This is a genomic window from Stutzerimonas zhaodongensis, from assembly GCF_003696365.1.
Taxonomy (GTDB): domain Bacteria; phylum Pseudomonadota; class Gammaproteobacteria; order Pseudomonadales; family Pseudomonadaceae; genus Stutzerimonas; species Stutzerimonas zhaodongensis.
Map to the genome: position 1 here is coordinate 25113 of NZ_RFFM01000006.1, position 21712 is coordinate 46824.

Sequence of the window (21712 nt, forward strand, 5' to 3'; positions counted from 1 at the left end):
CAACGCCTGGCTATTGTAGCCGGACGAAGATCGCTGCCACGCGGTAACGGCTGACCGGCTCGACGGCGACATCAGCCGCCGCGGTTGTCGTAGGCCGCTTCGCTGCTGTCCTGCTCCGCGGCCGCGTTCAATTCTTGCGTGAGGTGGGCTTTCAGGCGAATCAAGCCCTCCTCCCCCCAGCCTTCCGGCTCGGTCACTGTCATCCAGGCATCTATGTAGTCGCTTGGTGCATAAACGTGCCCGAAACCTGGTGGCGTGGGTGTCGTCACGGCCATGTCCACCGCCAGCTGCAGCATCGTGACCAGCGGAAACCAGCGCAGGCTGGGCGCGACATCCGGGCCGCGCGGTGCGCTCAGCCAGTCCGGACGGCGCCAGGCGTAGCGGTAGTCGAAGAAGGTGATGGGGTCACTGGCGTATTGCAGATAGAGCAGCCGCATCGGCCCCCAAGGGGCATCAGGCGGCTCAGGTGTTCCGTGCTGATTCATGAAGCGCACGAAGCGGCCGTCGCGGAACTGCGGTCGCCATTGCGGGCTGTCCGGGTCGCGGTCATTGGTGATCCGTCGCCACAGCTCGCTCTTGAACGGCGGGCCACTCCATAGCGCACCCTGGAAAGGGTCGCCGAGCAGCTCATGCAGCTCCCATGAACGTTGCGAGTGCAGCGCCCCGAGGCTCAGGCCGTGAAGGTATAGCCGTGGCCGCTGATCGCCAGGGAGCGCGCTCCAGTATCGGTACACCTCGGCAAACAACGCGCGTGCCACATCGGCGCCGTACTCGGCCTCTACCAACAGTGAGAGCGGGCTGTTCAGATAGGAATATTGCAGAGCAGCGCTGGCGATATCGCCGTCATGCAGGTACTCGACCGTATTCATGGCGGCGGGGTCGATCCAGCCAGTGCCGGTCGGAGTGACGAGCACCAACACCGAGCGATCGAATGCGCCGGTGCGCACCAGCTCGCGCAGGGCGAGCCGGGCACGTTCGGCAGGGGCCTCAGCGGCACGCAAGCCGACATAGACACGGATCGGCTCTTGCGCCGCACGCCCGGTCACCGCAGCGATTTCTTCGGCTGTCGGGCCAGATGCAATGTACTCGCGGCCGGTGCGGCCCAGTTCGTCCCAGCGCAGCAGCGACTCGCTGCTGCCACTTCTGAGCGGCGACTCGGGTTGCGCAGATTCCGGCTCGATCAGCGCATCGTACTGCGCAAAGGAGGCGTCCAACGCACGCAGCGCCTGGGTCACCAGCACATCGCTCACCAATGACCAGAACAGCGCCAAAGCCAGCAGCACACCCAGAACGTTGGCCACGCGACGCGGCAGGAAGCGATCCGCGTGGCGCGAGATGTAGCCCGACAACAGACTGTAGATACGGGCCAGGATCAGCAGAACCAGAAAGGTCGTCAGCGCGGTCAGCACCACTTCCAGCAGATGACCGCTGGTGACCGGTGCCATGCCCATCAGCAGGCGGACCGAGTTCTGCCAACCCGTCACCTGGCTGAGGAAGTACCCCGCAAGAGCTGCGCAGATGATGGCGATGACGACGTTTACGGGGCTGCGCAGGCGCTCTGGTGGCTCCGACAACCCCAGGTAGCGCCACAGCCAACGGAAAAACACGCCAACGCCATAGCCTGCGGCCAAGGCCGCACCGGCGAGCACACCTTGGCTCAGGGTCGAGCGCGGCAACAGCGAGGGCAGCAGCGCGGCACAGAAAAACAGCGTGCCCAGTAACAGGCCAAAACCGGACAACGTGCGCCAGGCGGATAACGATGCGCGAAGCCTCATCTGAACTCCCAAGCTTCGACAATGAGTGAAATGACGGCGGCTGCCGCTTGGTCTTTTCGAGGCGTCCGGGCCGTTGCGGTTCCCTTCTCAATCGACTCCCGCCTTGTTAGTGGCCAACGATATCCATCAGCCAGTACCGCCCCGCGCCGTCTGTAGGAGCCAGCTTGCTGGCGATCTTTTTGGGACACCGCGCAGGCGCTGATCGCCAGCAAGCTGGCTCCTACGAAAGCGTGGCCCGCGGTTTGACGTTGAGCTGGGTAGACGTGCTGCCGTCGCTGAAGGGGTGACCGTAAAAGAGCAACGATGTCCAGGATCTAGAATCACTCCGGCGCCGTCTGTAGGAGCCAGCTTGCTGGCGATCTTTTTGGAACACCGCGCAGGCGCGGATCGTCAGCGAGCTGGCTCCTACGAAAGCGTGGCCCGCGGTTTGACGTTGAGCTGGGTAGACGTGCTGCCGTCGCTGAAGGGGTAACCGGAAAAGAGCAACCATGTCCATGATCTTGAATCAGTCCGGCGCCGTCTGTAGGAGCCAGCTTGCTGGCGATCTTTTTGGAACAACGCGCAGGCGCGGATCGCCAGCGAGCTGGCTCCTACGAAAGCGTGGTGCGTGGCTTGGCGTTGAGCGGGGTGCAGCCATCCAGCTTTCGCTGAAGTGGTGATCCATGCGATTTCAATGCAACGATGCCGACCCGCTCTACTCAAACGTCTACATTTCCCCTCAGCGCACCGGGAACCAGACATCGTTATGAGCACACCAGACAACACCTATATCGAGTGGCTGGAAAGCCAGTCCATGCTAAAAGCCGCCCGCGACCGGGCCCGACTCTATGCAGGCCAGGCTCGCCTCTGGCAGCGGCCCTACGCGCAGGCGCGACCGCGCGATGCCAGCGCGATCTCCTCGGTATGGTTCACTGCCTACCCTGCGGCGATCATCACGCAAGAAGGTGGTTCGGTGCTGCAAGCGCTGGGGGATGATCGTCTCTGGAGCGCCTTGTCCGAGCTTGGCGTGCAAGGCATCCACAACGGGCCGATGAAGCGCTCCGGTGGGCTGCGCGGGCGTGACTACACGCCGACCATCGACGGCAACTTCGACCGCATCAGTTTCGAAATCGACCCCAACCTCGGCACCGAGGCGGAAATGCAGCAGCTCAGCCGTATGGCCGCTGCGCACAACGCCATCGTCATCGATGACATCGTGCCGGCGCACACCGGCAAGGGCGCGGATTTCCGCCTCGCCGAGATGGCCTACGGCGATTACCCCGGTCTCTACCATATGGTCGAGATCAACGAGGAAGACTGGCCGCTGCTGCCCGAAGTGCCCAAGGGACGCGACGCGATCAACCTGCCGCCGCCGGTGGTCGATCAGCTCAAGGAAAAGCACTACATCGTCGGTCAGTTGCAGCGGGTGATCTTCTTCGAACCCGGCATCAAGGACACCGACTGGAGCGTGACCGGCGTGGTGACCGGGGTCGACGGCAAGCGGCGGCGCTGGGTCTATCTGCACTACTTCAAGGAAGGCCAGCCGTCGCTCAACTGGCTCGACCCGACGTTTGCCGCCCAGCAGCTGATCATCGGCGATGCGCTGCACGCCATCGACGTATCGGGCGCGCGGGTGCTGCGCCTGGACGCCAACGGCTTCCTCGGTGTCGAGCGCCGCGCGGAAGGCACCGCCTGGTCGGAGAGCCATCCGCTTTCGGTGACCGGCAACCAGCTGATCGCGGGCGCCATTCGCAAGGCCGGCGGCTTCAGCTTCCAGGAGCTGAACCTGACCATCGACGACATCGCTTCGATGTCCCACGGCGGGGCCGATCTCTCTTATGACTTCATCACCCGCCCGGCGTATCACCACGCCCTGGTCACCGGCGATACCGAGTTCCTGCGGCTGATGCTGCGTGAGGTCCACGCGTTCGGCATCGACCCCGCTTCGCTGATCCACGCGATGCAGAACCACGACGAGCTGACCCTGGAGCTGGTGCATTTCTGGACGCTGCACGCGTACGACCATTATCACTACCACGGGCAGACCCTATCCGGCGGCGTGCTGCGCGAGCACATCCGCGAGGAAATGTACGAACGGCTGACCGGCGAACATGCGCCCTATAACCTCAAGTTCGTCACCAACGGCGTGTCCTGCACCACCGTTAGCGTCATCACCGCGGCACTGGGCATACGTGACCTCAACACCATCACCGCAGCGGATATTCAACAGATTCAGCGCCTGCATATCCTGCTGGTGATGTTCAATGCCATGCAGCCTGGCGTGTTCGCCCTCTCCGGCTGGGATCTTGTCGGCGCATTGCCGCTGGAAGCCGAGCAGGTCGAACATCTGATGGCCGAAGGCGATACCCGCTGGCTGCACCGCGGCGGCTACGACCTGGCCGATATCGCGCCGGAAATGGAAACCTCAAGCGAAGGCCTGCCCAAGGCGCGTTCGCTGTACGGCAGCCTGGTCGAGCAGCTGAAGAACACCGGTTCGTTCGCCTGCCAGCTCAAGCGCATCCTCAGCGTGCGGCGTGCCTACGACATCGCGGCAAGCAAGCAGATCCTGATTCCCGATGTACAGGCGCCCGGCCTGCTGGTGATGGTTCACGAACTGCCCGCGGGTAAAGGCGTGCAAATCACCGCACTGAACTTCAGCGCCGAGACCATCAGCGAGACGGTCACCCTCCCCGGCGTGGCGCCTGGCCCGGTGGTGGACATCATTCATGAAAGCATCGAAGGCGACCTCACCGAGAATGGCGAGATGACCTTCAACCTCGACCCTTACGAAGGTCTGGCGTTGCGTGTCGTGAGTGCGGCAGCGCCGGTGCTCTGATCCGATCGCGGCTCTTCGCCTGGCAGGCCGGCGCAGCTATAGTGCGCGCCGGTCGCCATGCCGGCGTGCCGCTGACCTTGGCGAGCCCTTCTCGTGACATTGTTCCGCTATCTGCAGGCAGCTCTGGCTGCCGTGCTAGCCGCGTTGGCTATTCCGTCTCATGCCCAAACCGCCTGCCCCAGCGGTCAGCAACCGATCTGTCTCGGCAGCTGCGTGTGCGTGCCGGTTTCCCCCCAGAACTACGAAGCGCTATCCGAAAGGGTGCATTGGCTGGCGGCCGCCGGACTTGAAACCTGGATTCGGCAATCACGCGATCAGCTGGCGCTCCAGGAAAGCCACCCCATCCCCTTGCACATTCGCTCGCAGCTGGAGCCTTATTACGACCTGGCGGTACTGGAAACGGCCCGATACCGGGTCGGCGACACCAGCGTGCTGACGGCGGCCAACACCCTTCTTCGCAACCCCGACATCGTCGCGGTGACGCTGATCGACATCATCGTCTTCCGCAACGAGGCCGATGCGCTGGATAACGTGGCCCTCTGGGCGCACGAGCTCAAGCACGTGGAGCAGTATCTGGAATGGGGTGTGGGCGAATTTGCCCGTCGCTACACCCGCGATTTCCGCAGCGTCGAACAGCCCGGCTATGCCATGGAACTGCAGATCGAGCGGGAAGCGGCCATGCGCGACGCCGACCAGAGCCGGCCGTAGCGCCGCTCAGCCGATTGCGCCGCCGGGATGGATCGGTTCCAGCCCGGCCCGGTCACAACCTTATCGTCCATTAGGAGTGCGCCATGTCAGTCACCGTGACCAAGCTTCAAGGCAACGACATCCCGCCCGATATGCGTGGACCTGACGTCGAAGTCGTCTTTCGCGTGATCGATCAGCAGGGCAACGAGCAATACCTGTTCGACGATGTCGAGGCCGCACAGGTGGCGGTGCGTGCAAGCGACGAAGACCTGCCTTCAAATAGCTGAGCCGTTCAGCGAAACATGCCGGATACGGCTGGCCCAGCCTTGATCACAGCTACGGCATAGTCCATTCGTCCGCCGGGTCATTCGAATATGACTAACCCGAAGCGTGGCCTGAATGAAGCCGCGACCGGCGGGGCGCCGGTCCCGGTTCGCTCCCGTCAGCTCGCTTGTGCGTTATCGCCGACCCAGCCGAGCAGCGCGTCGGCTTCCATCGGGCGGGCGATGTGATAGCCCTGCCCGTCATCACAACCCCACTCGGCCACGAGATCGCACACCGCTTGGGTTTCGATGCCCTCGGCCACAACTCGTAGTTCGAGGCGCTTCGCCAGGTCGATGATGGTCCGCACCAGGCGTCGATCCTTTTCATCGTCGCTCAGGTTGCGGATGAAGGACTGGTCCAGTTTGACCGTCGTGGCTGGCAGGTCGCGCAAATAGGTCCAGTTGCTGTAGCCCGTCCCGAAGTCATCGATCGCCACCTCCATGCCCAATGAGCGAAACCTCTGCAGCTGTCGACTTACTTCCTCAGGGTTCACCATCAGCGCGCTTTCGGTGAATTCCACTTCCAGATTTCGCGGGTCCAGTTGGTAACGGGCCAGCACCGCCGTGACGTGATCGGCAAACGCGGGGCCATCGAGATCGGATGCCGATACATTTATCGCAACCTTGAACGTCGCTCCATGCCGCTGCCACGCTGCCGACTGTTCGATCGCCCGTTCGGCCACCCAGAAGCTCAGCTCGCGGATCAGTGCGGTCTTTTCCGCCAGCGGGATGAATTCTGCAGGCCCGACCGGGCCGAGGGTCGGATGCGTCCAGCGCAACAGCGCTTCGACCGAGGTGCAACAGCCGCTCGCCAGGCTGATGCGCGGCTGATAGACAAGCCTCAGCTGGCCACCCGCATGCAGGGCTTGAGAGAGCCCGCTGAGCAATGTAAACGAGCGTTGCTGAGCGGCATCCAGCTGCGGCTCGTAGGCCGACCAACCAGTGCCGCATTCGCGTGCGTCATCGGCCGAGCTGATCGCCAGCCGCAGCCAATCCTGCTCGAGTACGCCTGTCTGTAGCGGCAGCACCCCCACACCAATCCGGGTTTTGACGGGGATGCCGTTGCACTGAATGGACGGCTCGAACGCGGCGATGATCTGGTCATACAAGGACGTCGGAGCTCCGTCCGGCCCTTCGGCAGTGAGAAAGGCAAATCGCGTTGGGCTGATGCGATACAGGCAGCTGCCTTCGGGAAGTTGCGCCTGCAGCCGCTCTTTCATGCTATGCATCAAGGCTTGAGAGAATTCGTAGCCCAATACCCGGACGATGTCGTTCAGGCGCGTCGGGGCGATCACGTCTGCCACCACCAGCACCATGCGCTGCTCGTCGTCGGCCGTGGCCTGAGCCACGTCGCCCTCCAGCCGTGCTCGATTGAACAGCCCGGTGGGTTGGTCGATGAAATTGGCCCGGCGCAACGACAGGATGCGAGCCATCGTCAACTTCGCCAGATGCCCCAGCATCGACAGTTCATGTGAACTCAAGGCGCCGCGTGGTTTGGTGTCGATCACGCAAAGGCTGCCCAGGCCCAGCCCCTCCGGGGTAACCAGGGGTACACCTGCATAGAATCGAATGCCCGGCTGGCCTGTCACCAACGGGTTGTCGCTGAAGCGGGGGTCCTGCGTCGCATCGAGTACCTGAAACGGCTCGTTAGCGAGGATCGCGTAGGCGCAGAACGAGTCCCGGCGCGGTGTCTCCTGCGCAGTGAGCCCCACCCTGGCGCTGAACCATTGCCGCTGCTCGTCGACGATCGAGATCAGCGCGATCGGCGCGTTGAAATACTCGGCCGTCATGGCGACGATCTGCTCGAACACGTCGTCAGGCGTCGAGTCCAGTCGACACAGCTGTGTCACCTGCAACTGACGCTGCGCTTCATTTATCGGGGTGGGGGCACCAGCCATAGGATCTACTGCCTGGAAACGAGTTGGCCGGCCATCCGGACAAGTGACGGGCGCGGCAAATGCAATGGATTCGAATCAAGACGCACTGATTGCGTCATTTCACGTATCGGCCGGCCCGCTTGTTCCTTGATGGGCGGCTCAACAAAGGATCATGTGGCGCAAAGATGTCCAACAGGCGATCCAGCCACTCCAGGCACTGAATTTCCGACCAACCGTCTGGCTGGGTCAATTACCGCCTTGTCCAGATTGCCGAATGGCAGTCGCAGTATGCGGCGATTGAACAATCGTGCCGGCACCCCAGCCTAATGGCTGGAACCCAAGGGTCAGCCCTGATCCGATAGCGCCGAGCCGGCGCGCGGGTTGGCATCGCGACCGCCGAGCACTACCGTGTGGCAACGACCCCTGAACGAAACGCGCCAATCTGGCATTGCAAAGGAGTAATTCATGACTGTGGAAACCATGCGCCATGTCGATCACCGTCCTGGTGGCGAAGCCGACTGTCTGCGGCTGGCCGAAGGTCCGGTGCCTGAGCCGGGCCCGCGCGACGTGCTGGTTCGCGTCGCCTACGCCGGGATCAATCGGCCGGACGTATTCCAGCGCTCGGGCAGCTACCCGCCGCCACCGGACGCCTCGCCATTGCTTGGTCTGGAAATCGCCGGAGAGATCGTTGCCCTGGGGGCCGAAGTCAGCGGTTGGAAAGTTGGCGACAAGGTCTGCGCCCTGACTCCTGGCGGCGGCTACGCCGAATATTGCGTTGCGCCGGCTGAACATTGCTTGCCGGTACCAACCGGGTTCTCCCTGCTCGAGGCGGCTGCCCTGCCCGAAACCTACTTCACCGTCTGGAGCAACGTCTTTGATCGTGGCCGTTTGCAGCCCGGCGAATCCTTCCTCGTCCACGGCGGCTCCAGCGGTATCGGGCTGACGGCGATCCAGCTCGCCAAACAGTTCGGTGCGAAGGTCTTCACCACCGTTGGCAATGGTGAGAAAGCCGAGGCCTGCCAGCGTGCCGGGGCGGATCGGGTGATCAACTATCACGAAGAGGATTTCGTCGAAGTGATCAAACAAGCCACCGACGGCAATGGCGTGGACGTCATCCTCGACATGGTGGGCGGCGACTACATCGCGCGCAATCTGAAGTCCCTCGCCATCGAAGGGCGGGTGGTACAGATCGCCTTCCTGAAAGGCAGCAAGGTCGAACTGGATACCTCGGCGATCATGCGTAAACGCCTCACCTTTACCGGCTCGACCCTGCGCCCCCGCAGCCGCGAGGACAAGGCAGGTATCGCCGATGCGTTGAAGGCGAAGGTCTGGCCGCTGCTGGAACAAGGCCTGTGTCACCCGGTGATCCACGCTACCTTTCCGCTGGCTGAGGCTGCGGATGCGCACCGGCTGATGGAAAGCAGCAAGCACATCGGCAAGATCATGCTCGAAGTCGCCCCCTGATCAGGGCAGCCAGCCCTGGAGCATTACTCTGCCGGGGCTGGCTGGCGTTAACGCGCCAGTCACGGCGGTGAATGTTACCGCCCTGCCCTCGGCACCGGGATCAAACCGCTCGTACAGCCCGGACGGACAGGATCAACCGCTGGTCAAGGGCGCCGAGTTCTGACTGGGGTGAAGCGCCGTAGTTGCATTATGCTTCCATGGCATGAACCCTTGAGCTGCCTCGCTTTCCAACCGCACAGCGGTCGTACACTGAGATGAGCGCGCGAAAGTGCCTGGATAGGCGCGTTCCACATTCCCATGCTGCCGCAACGCTGGCTTCAATACAGATCACCTGACCATGTCCGATTCGAGCATCAACCAGCCCGCCTTTCTTCTAGGCGGAGGTGAAATGGGCGCGCTGATGCGGGCACAGGATTGGGCGGCCACGCCCTTCGGTCCCGTAGATGGCTGGCCGCAATCCCTGCGCTCGATGGTCGGCGCCTGCCTGAACTCGCCATTGCTGGGTACGCTGCTCTGGGGCCCGGAACTTCGGATGCTCTATAACGATGCCTATGTTCCGTCCTTGGCCGACCGTCATCCGGCTGCGCTGGGCCGCCCGGTGGCGGAAGTCTGGGGTGAGGCCTGGGACATGGTCGCGGCGCCTTTCCATCATGCGATGCGCACCGGCGAAGGCTTCGCTCAGGACCGGGTCGAGCTGCCCATGGTGCGTAACGGTCAACCGGAAATCACCTATTGGAACATCAGCGCCACGCCAATCTACGGCGAGGACGGCAGCATCGTCGGCTTGCTCAACCAGGGCATCGAAATCACCGGCCAGGTCATTGCCGAGCGCCAACGCGAGGCGGCCAAGCAGCAGTTGCGTGAGATGAACAAGCACCTTGCACATGAGGTCGTCATCCGCACGGAACAGCGCAACCTGATGTGGGACACCTCCCTCGACCTGATGATCGTGATCGACTTCAACGGCGTAATCCAGCGGGTCAACCCGGCCTGGACGACGCTGCTCGGGTATGAGCCTGACGAGTTGATAGGCCATCACGTCAACGAGTTCATCGCCCAAGAGGACCACCAGGATACGGTCAATGCCTACCTTTCCACCGCCGTCGGCAACCCTGTGCGTATCGTCAATCGCTACCGTCACAAGAACGGATTGCTGCACTCGATTTCCTGGGTAGCCGCACCAGCCGGGGATATGACTTATGCCACCGGCCGCGACATCACGAAGGACATCGCGCGCCAGGCCCAACTCGAGTCGACCCATGAACAGCTGCGTCAGGCGCAGAAGATGGAAGCGGTCGGCCAGCTTACCGGTGGCCTGGCCCACGACTTCAATAACCTGCTCGCGGGCATCTCCGTCAGCCTGGAAATGATCGATCACCGTATCTCCCAAGGCCGACTGGACGATATTTCCAAGTACCTGACCGTTGCCCATGGCGCTACCAAGCGTGCCGCCGCCCTGACTCACCGGCTGCTGGCTTTTTCCCGCCGTCAGACGCTGGCGCCGAAGCCCACGGACGCAGCGGCATTGGTCAATGACATGCTCGACATGATCCGCCGCACCGTGGGCCCGAACATAACCGTGGATAGCGTCCCTGCGCCGGATTTGTGGCCCGCGCTGGTCGATCCTTCGCAGCTTGAGAACGCCCTGCTCAACCTGTGCCTCAATGCCCGTGATGCGCTGGTGGACAGCGGTTGTATCGTCATCGAGATGAGCAATCGAGTGATCGACGCCGAGGTCGCCCGGCAGCAGGACATTCCCGAAGGGCAATACCTGGTAATGCACGTAACCGACAATGGCACCGGCATGTCGCCCGAGGTGCTGTCCAAGGTCTTCGAGCCGTTCTTCACCACCAAGCCGATCGGCGAAGGCACCGGCCTCGGTCTTTCGATGATCTATGGCTTCGCGCAGCAATCTGGTGGGCAGGTGCGAATCACCTCGGCGCTAGGCGCCGGCACCACGGTCAGCCTGTACCTGCCGCGCTATCAGGGTGCCGCTGAGGTAGAAACCAGTATCGCCGCACAGGCGCCCGCCGCCGCCGGCACAGGCAGTGGCACCGTGTTGGTGGTGGAGGATGAGCCCGCCATCCGGTTGCTGGTCGCCGATCTACTGCAGGATTTAGGCTATCGCACCCTTGAGGCCGAGAATGGCGCCGCTGGCCTGCAAATACTGCAATCCAATGTCGGCATCGACCTGCTGATTTCTGACGTCGGCCTGCCCGGTGGCATGAACGGCATGCAACTGGCCAATGCCGGGCGCCTCAATCGGCCCGAACTGCGGGTGCTGTTCATCACCGGTTATGCCGCAGATGCCCTGCCCATCAGCCTCGAGCCCGGCATGTCCGTGCTCACCAAGCCCTTCGCCGTAGCCAGTATTGCCGACCGCATCCGTGCGTTGATCGGCTGATCTGCCCCAAAGCCGCCGACATGGCGGCGAATTCCAGCGTTTTAGTGGCACTCGTCGGCCTCCCGTCCAGAAGCTGGAACCATCGTGCGCTTCCCTGCCTCTGCTCTATACAGGGTGCGAATTGCATCGAACCGCGCTGAGGCGGCGCCCCAGAAGCCTCGGCACACGATGAGGGCAACGACATGAGCGACGAACAACGTATTCGCGACAGGGCTTACGAAATATGGGAAGCCAACGGCCGACCTGAAGGCCAGGACAGCGAGCATTGGGCGCAAGCGCGTGACGAGATGGAGCCTTTCTACAAGGAAGGCGACGCCACCGCCGGCAGCGTGGAGAGCAGCGTCTCCATCCCCATGCCGAAGTCGGACCGGGCTGACTGAAATGGCCTCGACCGGCGCAGCGCCAACAGTGCCTGCTCCCCGGTCAACGGATCCACCGGCTTACCCCGCGTTCGAGCGGCGTTCGTGCCCATCCAATCACAGGTCCCCTTTCGTACCGATTATGCAAACACCCGACTACCAGGCCATCTTTGAGGCTGTGCCCAACTTGCATTTGATCCTGGCACCGGATCAGGGTTTCACCATCCTCGCCGCCAGCAACGCGCAACTGCGCGCGACCCACACAAGTCGGGAGCAAAGTATCGGCCGGCCAGTTTTCGAGGTGTTCTGCAAGAATCCTGATGAGCCGGAAGAGTTCGGGACCAGCGTGCTGCGCGCTTCGCTGGAGCGCGTCCTGCGTACCCGTGCGCCTGATCGGATGGCAATTACCAAGTACGACATCCGGCGGCCGGAAGCCGAGGGCGGCGGGTTCGAGGTGCGCTACTGGAGCCCTTTGAACGTGCCGGTGCTCGACGGTAATGGTGAAGTTCGTTACATCATCCATCAGGTCGAAGACGTCACGGCCGGAGTCCTCCAGCGCGACGCCGGCTCGCTCAACCACCCGGACGAGCGCTTTCGCGCCGCCCTGCTGGCTTCCGGCACCGGCACCTTCAACTGGACCCTGAGTGACGGCAGCCTCTACTTCGACAGTGCCCTCGAACAGATTTTTGGCCTGACGCTGGGGCAGAAAGTCACCAGCCTCGACGACTTCGTTCGACACGTAAACCCAGAAGATGCCGAACAGGTCCGCCTGGCCTTCGAGCATTACGCCCATGGCGAAGATTTCACCGTTGAATTTCGTATTGCCCGCGCCGGTACTGACAAATGGCTCGCATGCAAGGCCAAGGCATTTCGCGATGCCGACGGCAAGCTCTCCTACGTCGCCGGCGCCTGCACTGACATCAGCGCGCGCAAGCGCGCCGAGCATGCCTTGCGCGTCAGCGAAATTCGCCTGCGCCAGCTCAACGAACACCTCGAAGCCCGTGTGGCGGCCGAGGTCGCCGAGCGCACCCGGACCGAAGAAGCGCTGCGCCAGGCACAGAAGATGGAAGCCGTCGGCCAACTCACCGGCGGCATCGCCCACGATTTCAACAACCTGCTGACCGGCATCATCGGCAGCCTCGACCTCATGCAGCGGCGCCATCGACGCGGCGATACGGGCGATGTCGAGCGCTATATATGCGCGGCCGTCACCTCTGCCCAGCGTGCAGCAGCACTGACCCAACGGCTGCTGGCCTTTTCGCGGCGCCAGGCCCTCGACCTGAAGCCCGTAGACGTCAATCGTCTGGTGGCATCCCTTGAAGACCTGCTGCACCGCACCACGGGTGAAAACATCAAGCTCGTCACCTCGCTCAGCGGTGGCCTGCAACCGGCCTGCATGGACGTCAACCAGCTCGAAAGCGCCTTGATCAACCTCGTCATCAACGCCCGTGACGCCATGCCTCACGGCGGGCAGATCCACCTGTCCACCAGCAGCTACTACCACGGCGTCGTGCCCGACCCGAAGAAACGCGGCCTGACCGAGGGCGAGTACATACTCTTGCGCGTCACCGACACCGGTACCGGCATGCCGCCCGAAGTGATCGAACGGGCATTCGAACCCTTTTTCACCACCAAACCCATCGGCCAGGGCACCGGCCTTGGGCTGTCCATGGTTTATGGCTACATCAAGCAGGCCAAAGGCTATATCCAGATTGAATCCGTTCCCGGCGCCGGGACCAGCGTCTGCCTGTACCTACCCGTTCACAAAGGCGAAACCACGCCGGTGGAGGTCGAGCCAGAACGCGCGCCCCAGGGCATGGGCGAAACCATCCTCGTGGTCGAAGACGAATCAGTGGTGCGCTCGCTGGTAGTCGAAGTGCTCAACGACCTTGGCTACCAGACGCTCGAAGCCGGGGAAGCCACCGAAGCCCTGACCATCACCGAGAGCAATCAGCGCATCGACCTCATGGTTTCCGATGTCGGCCTGCCCGGCATGAACGGCCGCCAACTCGCCGAGATCGTCCGCCAGCAACGCCCCGGCCTAAAGGTACTGTTCGCCACCGGCTACGCCGAAAGCTTCATCGCCAACGACTTCCTCGGCCCGGACATGGGCGTGATTACCAAGCCGTTCGCCATCGACGCCTTCGCCACCAAGGTCGGCGAAATGCTTGGCCCGCAGGACGAGTGAACGGGCCGCACGGCCCGCTAAAGCTCAACCACCCTGCCCCGCGTTTCGCCCAAGCGAAACCGTACATCCGGTAGCCCTATAAAAAACGTGGATTAAGCCTTTTGCTGCTTTACCAGCGCTATTGCCGTGGGTAACGTGGCGAAGCAGCGCCTCGTGCGCACCGCATCGCACTCCCCGCCCAGGCTTGGGCTCAGCGGCATTAGCTCGGGCAGTCGCCCGAACACCATGGAAGGTACAGATGGCCCGCTTTTTCCCCGTTCGGTCCCAATGCCAGTTCGATACCGCTGGCGAGCGTCGCTTTGCCGAGCGGCTGGAAAAGCTGCTTGAGGACGACTACCTCTGCTGGAGCAACGTCCCGGTCGGGCCTAAAGCCCGTTATCCCGATTTCGTCGTCCTGCACCCGCGCCGCGGCATCCTCGTGCTAGAGGTCAAGGACTGGAAGCTCGCGACCATCCAGAGCATGACCCACGGCAAGGTCACGCTGCACACCAGCAGCGGGATCAAGACCGTCGCTAATCCCATGTTGCAGGCCCGCTCCTATGTCGTTGAGGTCGACATGGTGCTAAAGAAAGACCAGCTGCTGCGCCAAGGCAAAAGCTCGCCGCGACCAGGCGAACTGATCATGCCGTGGGGCTGGGGCGTGGTGCTGACCAACATCACTCGCCGCCAGTTCGAAGAGACAGACCTGCACGACGTGCTCGACCCGCAACGCGTTATCTTTCAGGACGAGATGACCGAAAGCGCAGACCCGGAAGCCTTCCAGCAGCGCCTGTGGAATATGTTCCCCCACGTCTTCCCCTGCACCTTGACGCTGCCGCAGATCGACCGCGTGCGTTACCACCTCTACCCCGAGGTCCGCGTCAGCGCCCTGCCCGGCCAGTTCGGCTTGTTCGCCGATAACGACGCGCCGATCCCCAGCCTCATCAAGGTCATGGACCTTCAGCAGGAACAACTCGCCCGCTCCCTTGGCGAAGGCCATCGCGTCATCCACGGTGCGGCGGGCAGCGGCAAGACGATGATCCTCGGCTACCGCTGCGAGCAACTGGCCAAGGTTTCGCCCAAGCCGATTCTGGTGCTCTGCTTCAATCGCTCGCTCGCGGGGCGCTTGCGTCAGGTGCTTGTGGAAAAGGGGCTGGGTGAAAAAGTCACCGTGCAGCACTTCCACGGCTGGTGTTCAGAGATGCTGACCACCTACAACGTCGATAAGCCGAAATGGAGTCCGTCCGCAGCGAAATACGCGGCCGAACAGGTGGAGAAAACCATCGATGGCGTCGACCGTGGCCAGATCCCGCGCGCGCAATACTCTGCCGTGCTGATTGACGAAGGCCACGACTTCGCGCCCGAGTGGTTCAAGCTGATCGTGCAGATGGTCGACCCGGCCACCAACGCCCTGCTGGTGCTCTACGACGATGCCCAGTCCATCTACCGCGGCAAGGGCAAGAAGACCGGGCTGGACTTCAGCTTTGCCAGCGTCGGCATCCAGGCACAGGGCCGCACTACCATCCTCAAGCTCAACTACCGCAACACGCTGGAAGTGCTCTCGGTCGCCCGCGCCTTCGCCACTGAACTGCTCTCCGGCCGTGACGCCGGCGAAGACGGAATCCCCATCATCGTCCCCGAAAGCGCCGGCCGCCGCGGCGCCTTCCCCGAACTCATCCACTGCGAAGGCCACTGGCAGGAATGGGACTGCCTCGTCACCCGCATCCGCGACGAACAGGCCAACGGCCGCGTCCTCAACGACATGGCGATCATCTACCGCAATAACGCCCAGGCCGAAGCCGCCGAACGCGCCCTGACCCAAGCCGGCATCGCCTACGCTTCAGGCACCAGCTCCAAAGGCCGCGGCGAACTCTACAGCAGTGAAGACAGCGTCAAGATCGTCAGCATGCACTCCAGCAAAGGCCTTGAGTTCGGGCTGGTGCTGATACCGGGCTTAGGCGAAATGCCGAAAAAAGGGGAGGCGGAAGCGGATGAAGCGCGGTTGTTGTATGTGGCAATGACACGAGCGATTGATCGATTGGTGATGACGTATCAAGCGCACTCGGATTTTACGAGAAGGGTGCATGAGGCGATTGGCGGGGTTAGGAAGGGATTAAATTAGATGAATAAGGGGTTGCGCATTGAGTGAAATGTTTGAGATTGCGTATGCAACTGTAACGAATAGGCTTTGTATTTTCACAGGCACAGGCTTTTCAAAAGCAGTTTCAGAGAATGATGCGCCGAGTTGGCAAGAACTATTGGAAGACCTCTGTGACCTATTGCCTGACGGCGATGAGATAAAAGATTCGCTTTTTCCAAAGAAGAAGCCAGCTCTCCTTAGTCTAGAAGAAGCGGCGCAAGTGATATCAATAAAACTGGCCGCCAACGACATAAACATACATGAAGTAATTGCTGCGATCATCGATAAAGTTTCGCTAAAAGGTAATTATAAAGAAATCGAAAGCTTTTTCTCTAGTAGGGCATTTAGAGTAGTAACCACAAATTATGACAATCTAGCTGAAAGACTTGCGGGCAATGAAGAATGCCAATCCATTGCACCTGGGTTCCCAATTCCAAGAGCTTCCGCGAGAGTTAAGGTGTACCACGTGCATGGGTCCACTAGGTCGCCGGAAAACATGGTGGTCACCTCTGAGGATTATTTCAATTTTATAAATAGTGACTCGTATTTTTCTCGTAAATTAAGCACAGTTTTGCATGAAAATACGGTTGTTATTCTTGGCTACTCACTTGGTGATACTAATTTAAAGGCGATAATTAGCGACTACAAAGGTTTTTCAAAAAGTCATGTAATCGGATCAAATATATTTTTTGTCTCAAGATCTAAGGTGAATCAGAACATAAAAGATTATTACGCTCATTCTTATGGTATTCGAGTTTTAGATGAGGTGGATACACATGATTTTTTTACAGAGTTAAACGAAAAGATACCGAAAGCTGAAAATATTGCAGAAAAGTCTTTAAAAAGCCTTCGGAAAGTCGTTTACGACGGGATGCATTTTAAAGATACATATATAAAGCTTGATGATTCTTTTTACAGGATAGTATCTGCTCTGTCTGCAGAGGGTCTGAGTTTGAATGATAAACGCGTCGTAGCGATGATGGGAGACGTGATTGATGCGAAAAAAAAGTTGACCTTGGCACACAATGCCTGGCCGCAATACGAGCAGCTGGCAGGTTGGCTTGCCTACCTCGGATCCATTTTTGAGGTCAAAGGAACATCTATTGAAAATATTTATTTAGCTGCGGTTTTGCGGTCCATGAAAACAATGAGAAAAGAATCCTATACTGGATATTCATGGCATGCCTACAAGATATGGAAGAAACGATGGCCGTCAATTGTTGCGTCGAATAGGTTGCTTATTAAGAAACATATCGAAGCTGAGACAGCGTGGCCGGACGCATTAGCTGTAGTTAATAGCTTAGGTTCGTAACAAAGCAAAAAAAGGAGCACTTTATTTGGCGGCTCGCTTTGCAGAAAACAGCAAACACCAGTATGAATTAAGCTTTACATGGCGCTTTCCTTCAGGATTGTTTAATGGCATCTCTCTTTCACTACACCGATCTGAACGCTGTCATGAGTATTCTACAAAATCTGAAACTCAGGGCGACGAGCATTCAATACCTCAATGATTCTGAGGAGTATAGAAACGGATTTCAGCTGATTAGCGAACACATAAAGAGTTCGCTTGAGCATGATCCTGATAAAAATTTTGGTTGTTACTCGAACAGAGAGGGCGCTTTACAATTCCTCAAGAGCTATGTGGCTGATGATATGGAGATGTGGTGCTCAATTAGAGATTTCTTCTTCGTGACATCATTCAGCCGCTCGCCTGACCAGCTGAGTCAATGGAGGGGTTATGGCTCGTATTGCTTGGAATTCGATGAGGCGACCTTAGGTAAGTATCTTCCGCTATATAGTTGCATTTATGATGATGAAGTGAAACAAAGCACCGCAAGTGCAACAGTAGAATCTGTGGTTACTGAAATTATCCGAGAAGCTAAGAGTGAAGAGCTAGAGGCTGTTCACTGGAATACATCATATAGGATGTTAAAAAACCCAACGATTTACAAGCACTCTGGCTTTTCTGAAGAATCTGAAGTTCGAGCGGTGCTTGAATGTCATAGCGACTTCATTCGAGAAAATATACTATATCGAATAAGAGGTGACATGTTGGTGCCCTATGTTGAAATGCCGATCGGCGCCGAATGTATTAAGTCAATTACAGTTGGGCCAATGAGATATCAAGATCTTGCTGCTGCGTCTCTTCAAGAGCATCTCTATAAATGGGCGGCCGATCACAGCAGTTCCGAGATGCTTAGTGCCCGGAAAGTTCATCTATCCCGTATACCGTACCGCGCTAATTAAGAGCACGGCTTGCAGGAACCGCTTGCCAAAAAGGTAGGGAAAGGGGACAGATTTATTTTTTCTGTCTGTCCCGTCGTGAATATCGGCGCGGCTGAAGCGGTCTGGCACCGCTGCGGAATCATGTCCGACCGATCTCACTCCAGCCATGTTGCACTCAGCTTCAACGACCCTCTCTTGTGCGGAAAAAGGGGGACAGATTTATTTTTCACAGAAATGCAAATATCTTAGCCCAAACGCCCTGTTACACAGCGGCCGATGTTGTTCACGACGATTCAAATGCTAGGTGCTTAACGCTATGAGTGTGCTTAAGCGGTTCAAGAAAGTGCGACGCGAAAGTTCATTCGATAAGCAAGCTGAATTAGATGAAATTGTCAGCGACGCCAAGGGCTACAGAGAAAGCGTAGCCGAGAGGGTTCTCTCCGTTGATCAAGGTTATGCCTTAGATGAAAACGGAAATTTGAAAGGGGTCCGAAGATTTACATGGGGACTTCGCCTTTTCGCATTTGTATTGTCTGTTATCGTTGTGTTCTTTCCCGAAGCCAATAATCTGGTTCCTTGGTTAGCAGTAGCGTTTATTCCTATAGTAATTTGTATCTCATTCTTCCAAAGAGATACATTTGTTCTCTTGGAGAAAAAAGCTCCTTGCAATAAGGTTAACCTGTTCGGTCCATTCATGTGGGTGTCAGCGGCGTTATGTTTAAACAGTCTTCTTTACTATCCTGGTACAGGTTATAACGAAGAGTTGCTTAGGTGCCTAATACTCACTGCATGTATAGCTTTTGTAGTTATTGTTTTTCTGTTCTTCTCAATTAAAGTTGCTGGGCTTGGCGCCGTCGCTGTGGTGGCGCTCTTTTTATCATTCTTTCTGTTAATAGCTGTCAATTCAATTCCGCCGTTTAGCGAAGAAGTCCTTTACCATGGAAAGATTGCTCGGAAGCATACCAATTACAGGTCGCCTCCTACGATTTACATTCAAATCCCTAACGATACGATTGTTGTTTATGTATCTAGTAGTCAATATGATAAATATCGAGTGGGAGATTTGGCATGCGCGTACCAAAAAACGGGGCGACTTGGTTTGATCGTCCGTCGGGCGACTACTTGTGATATCTAGCCTTTTCTAAAGCTGATTGGCTTAAATGACGTCTAGTGGCTTCGACGCGATCCAGTGCGCGTCAATTGCGCGAGAAAAAAGGGGACTGATTTATCTACCTCAGGTAGCTAGCTCCAATAAATAAACATGTCACCTTATTCGGCGTAGATTTACCTCTAACTCACAGGGTAAGAATCCATGCAGCTAACGACTCTCCTAGTTCCAACCTATACACAAATGCTCAAAACCCTCTCCGGCTGGCTGAAGAAGGCGCAGACCCAGTTGCCGGAAGCAGAGGCGCAAGCGCTGTTATCCGCACGGCTGGCGCCCGATATGTACCCGCTGTCCACCCAGGTTCGCTTTGCTTGTGTACAGGCGCGAGAAGCCATAAGCCGTCTGAGAGGCGAGGCGTTCACGGCTTCGATCACCGATCTGTTGGATGAAGGGCGTCAGGCTGTCAAACAACCCGGATCGCTTGCGGATGCTCATGCGCGGATCGATGAAACGGTCGCGTTACTAGACGCTCTCTCAGCCGATGGTCTGGACGCAGATGCGGATAAGCCAATCGCGCACCAACTGCCAAACGGAATGATTCTCGACCTGAGCGCAGAGCAATACGCCCGTGACTGGACGCTGGGTCAGTTCTATTTCCATGTCATGACTGCTTATTCCATATTGCGTAACCAAGGGATCAATCTCGGCAAAGCGGACTACGTGGCCCACATGCTGCCCTATGTGCGTCCAGAGTCGATTCCGAAGGGCTAGCGAAATCGCCGGATGAGAGGATCGATTTATATACCCGTCCTCTCCGCTTGCTGGACGTTCTCAATCAAATCCAGACATCATTCACCGCCGTCCGCTCATTCGTTTCATCACCGGTATTCAACACGCCCCTGGGCTCGATCACCAGAAGCTTCGTTTCCCGCGCAGCACTGGGTTTGTGTTCGACGCCTTTCTTCACCACATACATCTCGCCTGCGCCAACGGTGACCTCGCCGTCTCGAAATTCGATCACCAACTCGCCCTCCAGCACGATGAAGGTTTCATCGGTTTCGGCATGCCGGTGCCAGATGAACTCGCCCTCTAGCCGGGCGAGTTTGAATTGGTAGTCGTTCATTTCGGCGATGACCTTTTGCGCCCACTGGTCATGGAACAGTGCGAATTTCTCGGCGAAGTTGATGGCGGAATAGGGGGGCTGCTGATTGTTCATGGCGGGGCTCGTTAGTGGATGCGGTAGGTGCCCACTACGCTAACGCTGGACCGCTCGATCCGTATTGCACGATCGTGCAAGTACCACTCGGCCCGGCTACCGGCGATTGAGCATCTTTAGCCAACGGGCAGGGGAAATGCCAAAGGTCTGTGTGAACAGCCTGGTCATGTGGGCTTGATCAAAGAAGCCGCTCTCTAGCGCCGCATCGGTTAGCGGCTGGCCTGCGAGTAGCCGATAACGCGCCTCGGCGAGGCGCCGCTGAGTGATGTAGCGATAGGGGCTGGTGCCATACAACGCACGGAAGTCGCGCGACAGGCTCCAGCGGTCGCGCCCACTGGCCTGCACCAGATCATCTAACGTGATGCTCTGCTCCAGCGTGTCATGGATAAAAGTACGGGCGCGCTCGGCCGCCACGTAATCAACCGCTTTACGGCCACGCGGCTTGCCGCCGGCGACCCTGAGCGCCTGCGCCAGATCGTAGATCGCGTCGTCCTCTTCGAGCGGGTCGAGTACCGTGTCCAGGCTGTGAAGCAGGCGAGTGGTGGCAGCTAGCAGCCGAGGGTCGTGGGACAAACCGCCTGCTATGAAGGGCAACGGCTCGCCGCCCAGTACGTCCTGAATCAAAGACGGTTCGATATAGAGGATCCGGTAGCGAAAGCCCGCATCGGTGCCTGCCTCGCCATCATGGATCTCATCCGGGTGGAGCACGATGGTGCCGCCCGGCAGGCTGTGCCGCATCGCTTGCCGATAATGGAAGCTCTGCACGCCAGACAGCGTGCTGCCAATGGCGTAGGTGTCATGCCGATGCGGTGTATAGCCGTGCCCGCGAAAGTAGGCCTCGATGCGCTCCATCTTTGACGATGGCGTCGCGCGCGCAAGCCAGTCGCGGTCTGTGCTGGGTCGGTTCATCGAGCGGCGCTACATGGAGGAAGGGGGTTAAAGCATACCCATGGAGAAAAGGAACGGTCTCCTTTCCCGGCAGAGGTGACTCCAGGGGTAGGAAGATTCATCATCTGGTCAGCCGCTTAACGGTTCTGCTTTCCGCTACAGACCAAATCGCGCTGCTGTCATATGCACTTCGTGCGCTGTCGTGGAAATGGCTTCGCCTTTCCACCCTACGGAGCCAACTTCAAGGCCCGTGGGCGCGATGG

At 59.0% G+C, this 21712-nt stretch carries 16 protein-coding genes; 12 read left to right on the forward strand and 4 right to left on the reverse strand.

The genetic code is table 11. The features are described 5' to 3' along the window. Window positions 1–71 precede the first annotated feature (71 nt). Window positions 72–1775 (reverse strand): alpha/beta hydrolase, encoded by a 1704-nt coding sequence (locus EA797_RS18215; RefSeq protein ID WP_122167805.1) that lies wholly within the window; start codon window positions 1773–1775, stop codon window positions 72–74. A 745-nt stretch (window positions 1776–2520) separates the two neighbouring features. Here EA797_RS18215 and treS point away from each other — a divergent pair. The 3 genes from treS (at window position 2521) to EA797_RS18230 (ending at window position 5564) form a co-directional block, all read left to right on the forward strand. After that, window positions 2521–4590, forward strand: a complete 2070-nt coding sequence (treS, locus tag EA797_RS18220) for a maltose alpha-D-glucosyltransferase (protein WP_122167807.1) — start codon at window positions 2521–2523, stop codon at window positions 4588–4590. Window positions 4591–4689: 99 nt separating this feature from the next. Then, window positions 4690–5298, forward strand: a complete 609-nt coding sequence (locus tag EA797_RS18225) for an eCIS core domain-containing protein (protein WP_244214162.1) — start codon at window positions 4690–4692, stop codon at window positions 5296–5298. An 83-nt stretch (window positions 5299–5381) separates the two neighbouring features. Next, on the forward strand, window positions 5382–5564 hold the full coding sequence (locus EA797_RS18230) for a hypothetical protein (RefSeq protein ID WP_122167809.1): 183 nt from the start codon (window positions 5382–5384) through the stop codon (window positions 5562–5564). A gap of 155 nt (window positions 5565–5719) precedes the next feature. On the opposite strand, the gene EA797_RS18235 is transcribed toward EA797_RS18230, so the two are convergent. Further along, window positions 5720–7498 carry a sensor domain-containing phosphodiesterase gene (locus EA797_RS18235; RefSeq protein WP_122167811.1) on the reverse strand — a complete coding sequence of 593 codons (1779 nt, stop codon included), beginning with the start codon at window positions 7496–7498 and terminating at the stop codon, window positions 5720–5722. A 444-nt stretch (window positions 7499–7942) separates the two neighbouring features. Here EA797_RS18235 and EA797_RS18240 point away from each other — a divergent pair, with 444 nt between their 5' ends. The 9 genes from EA797_RS18240 to EA797_RS18275 all read left to right on the forward strand — a co-directional run bounded on the left by EA797_RS18240 (window position 7943) and on the right by EA797_RS18275 (window position 20116). Continuing rightward, window positions 7943–8941 carry an NAD(P)H-quinone oxidoreductase gene (locus EA797_RS18240; RefSeq protein WP_122167813.1) on the forward strand — a complete coding sequence of 333 codons (999 nt, stop codon included), beginning with the start codon at window positions 7943–7945 and terminating at the stop codon, window positions 8939–8941. Window positions 8942–9278: 337 nt separating this feature from the next. Then, a complete protein-coding gene (locus EA797_RS18245; protein ID WP_244214157.1) occupies window positions 9279–11345 on the forward strand; it encodes a hybrid sensor histidine kinase/response regulator in 2067 nt (688 codons plus the stop codon). 182 nt (window positions 11346–11527) lie between these two features. Then, window positions 11528–11725 (forward strand): DUF2934 domain-containing protein, encoded by a 198-nt coding sequence (locus EA797_RS18250; RefSeq protein ID WP_122167815.1) that lies wholly within the window; start codon window positions 11528–11530, stop codon window positions 11723–11725. Window positions 11726–11846: 121 nt separating this feature from the next. Then, window positions 11847–13892: an ATP-binding protein gene (locus EA797_RS18255; protein WP_305127560.1), complete on the forward strand. Its 2046-nt coding sequence runs from the start codon at window positions 11847–11849 to the stop codon at window positions 13890–13892. A gap of 238 nt (window positions 13893–14130) precedes the next feature. Then, window positions 14131–15993 (forward strand): 3'-5' exonuclease, encoded by a 1863-nt coding sequence (locus EA797_RS18260; protein WP_122167817.1) that lies wholly within the window; start codon window positions 14131–14133, stop codon window positions 15991–15993. Between the two features lie 28 nt (window positions 15994–16021). Then, complete coding sequence (locus EA797_RS18265) at window positions 16022–17323, forward strand: SIR2 family NAD-dependent protein deacylase (RefSeq protein WP_244214163.1); 1302 nt, start codon at window positions 16022–16024, stop codon at window positions 17321–17323. 143 nt (window positions 17324–17466) lie between these two features. Beyond that, window positions 17467–18258 (forward strand): DUF2971 domain-containing protein, encoded by a 792-nt coding sequence (locus EA797_RS18270; protein WP_167468830.1) that lies wholly within the window; start codon window positions 17467–17469, stop codon window positions 18256–18258. Window positions 18259–18553: 295 nt separating this feature from the next. Then, window positions 18554–19372, forward strand: a complete 819-nt coding sequence (locus EA797_RS21715; protein ID WP_147456825.1) for a hypothetical protein — start codon at window positions 18554–18556, stop codon at window positions 19370–19372. Window positions 19373–19549: 177 nt separating this feature from the next. Beyond that, window positions 19550–20116, forward strand: coding sequence for a DUF1993 domain-containing protein (locus EA797_RS18275; protein WP_122167823.1), 567 nt, complete (start codon window positions 19550–19552; stop codon window positions 20114–20116). Between the two features lie 64 nt (window positions 20117–20180). Here the strand turns inward: EA797_RS18275 and EA797_RS18280 are convergent, their stop codons facing one another. Both EA797_RS18280 and EA797_RS18285 read right to left on the reverse strand, forming a co-directional pair. Further along, window positions 20181–20561: a cupin domain-containing protein gene (locus EA797_RS18280; protein ID WP_122167825.1), complete on the reverse strand. Its 381-nt coding sequence runs from the start codon at window positions 20559–20561 to the stop codon at window positions 20181–20183. Window positions 20562–20657: 96 nt separating this feature from the next. Beyond that, window positions 20658–21470, reverse strand: a complete 813-nt coding sequence (locus EA797_RS18285) for an AraC family transcriptional regulator (protein ID WP_122167827.1) — start codon at window positions 21468–21470, stop codon at window positions 20658–20660. Between the last annotated feature and the right edge of the window lie 242 nt (window positions 21471–21712).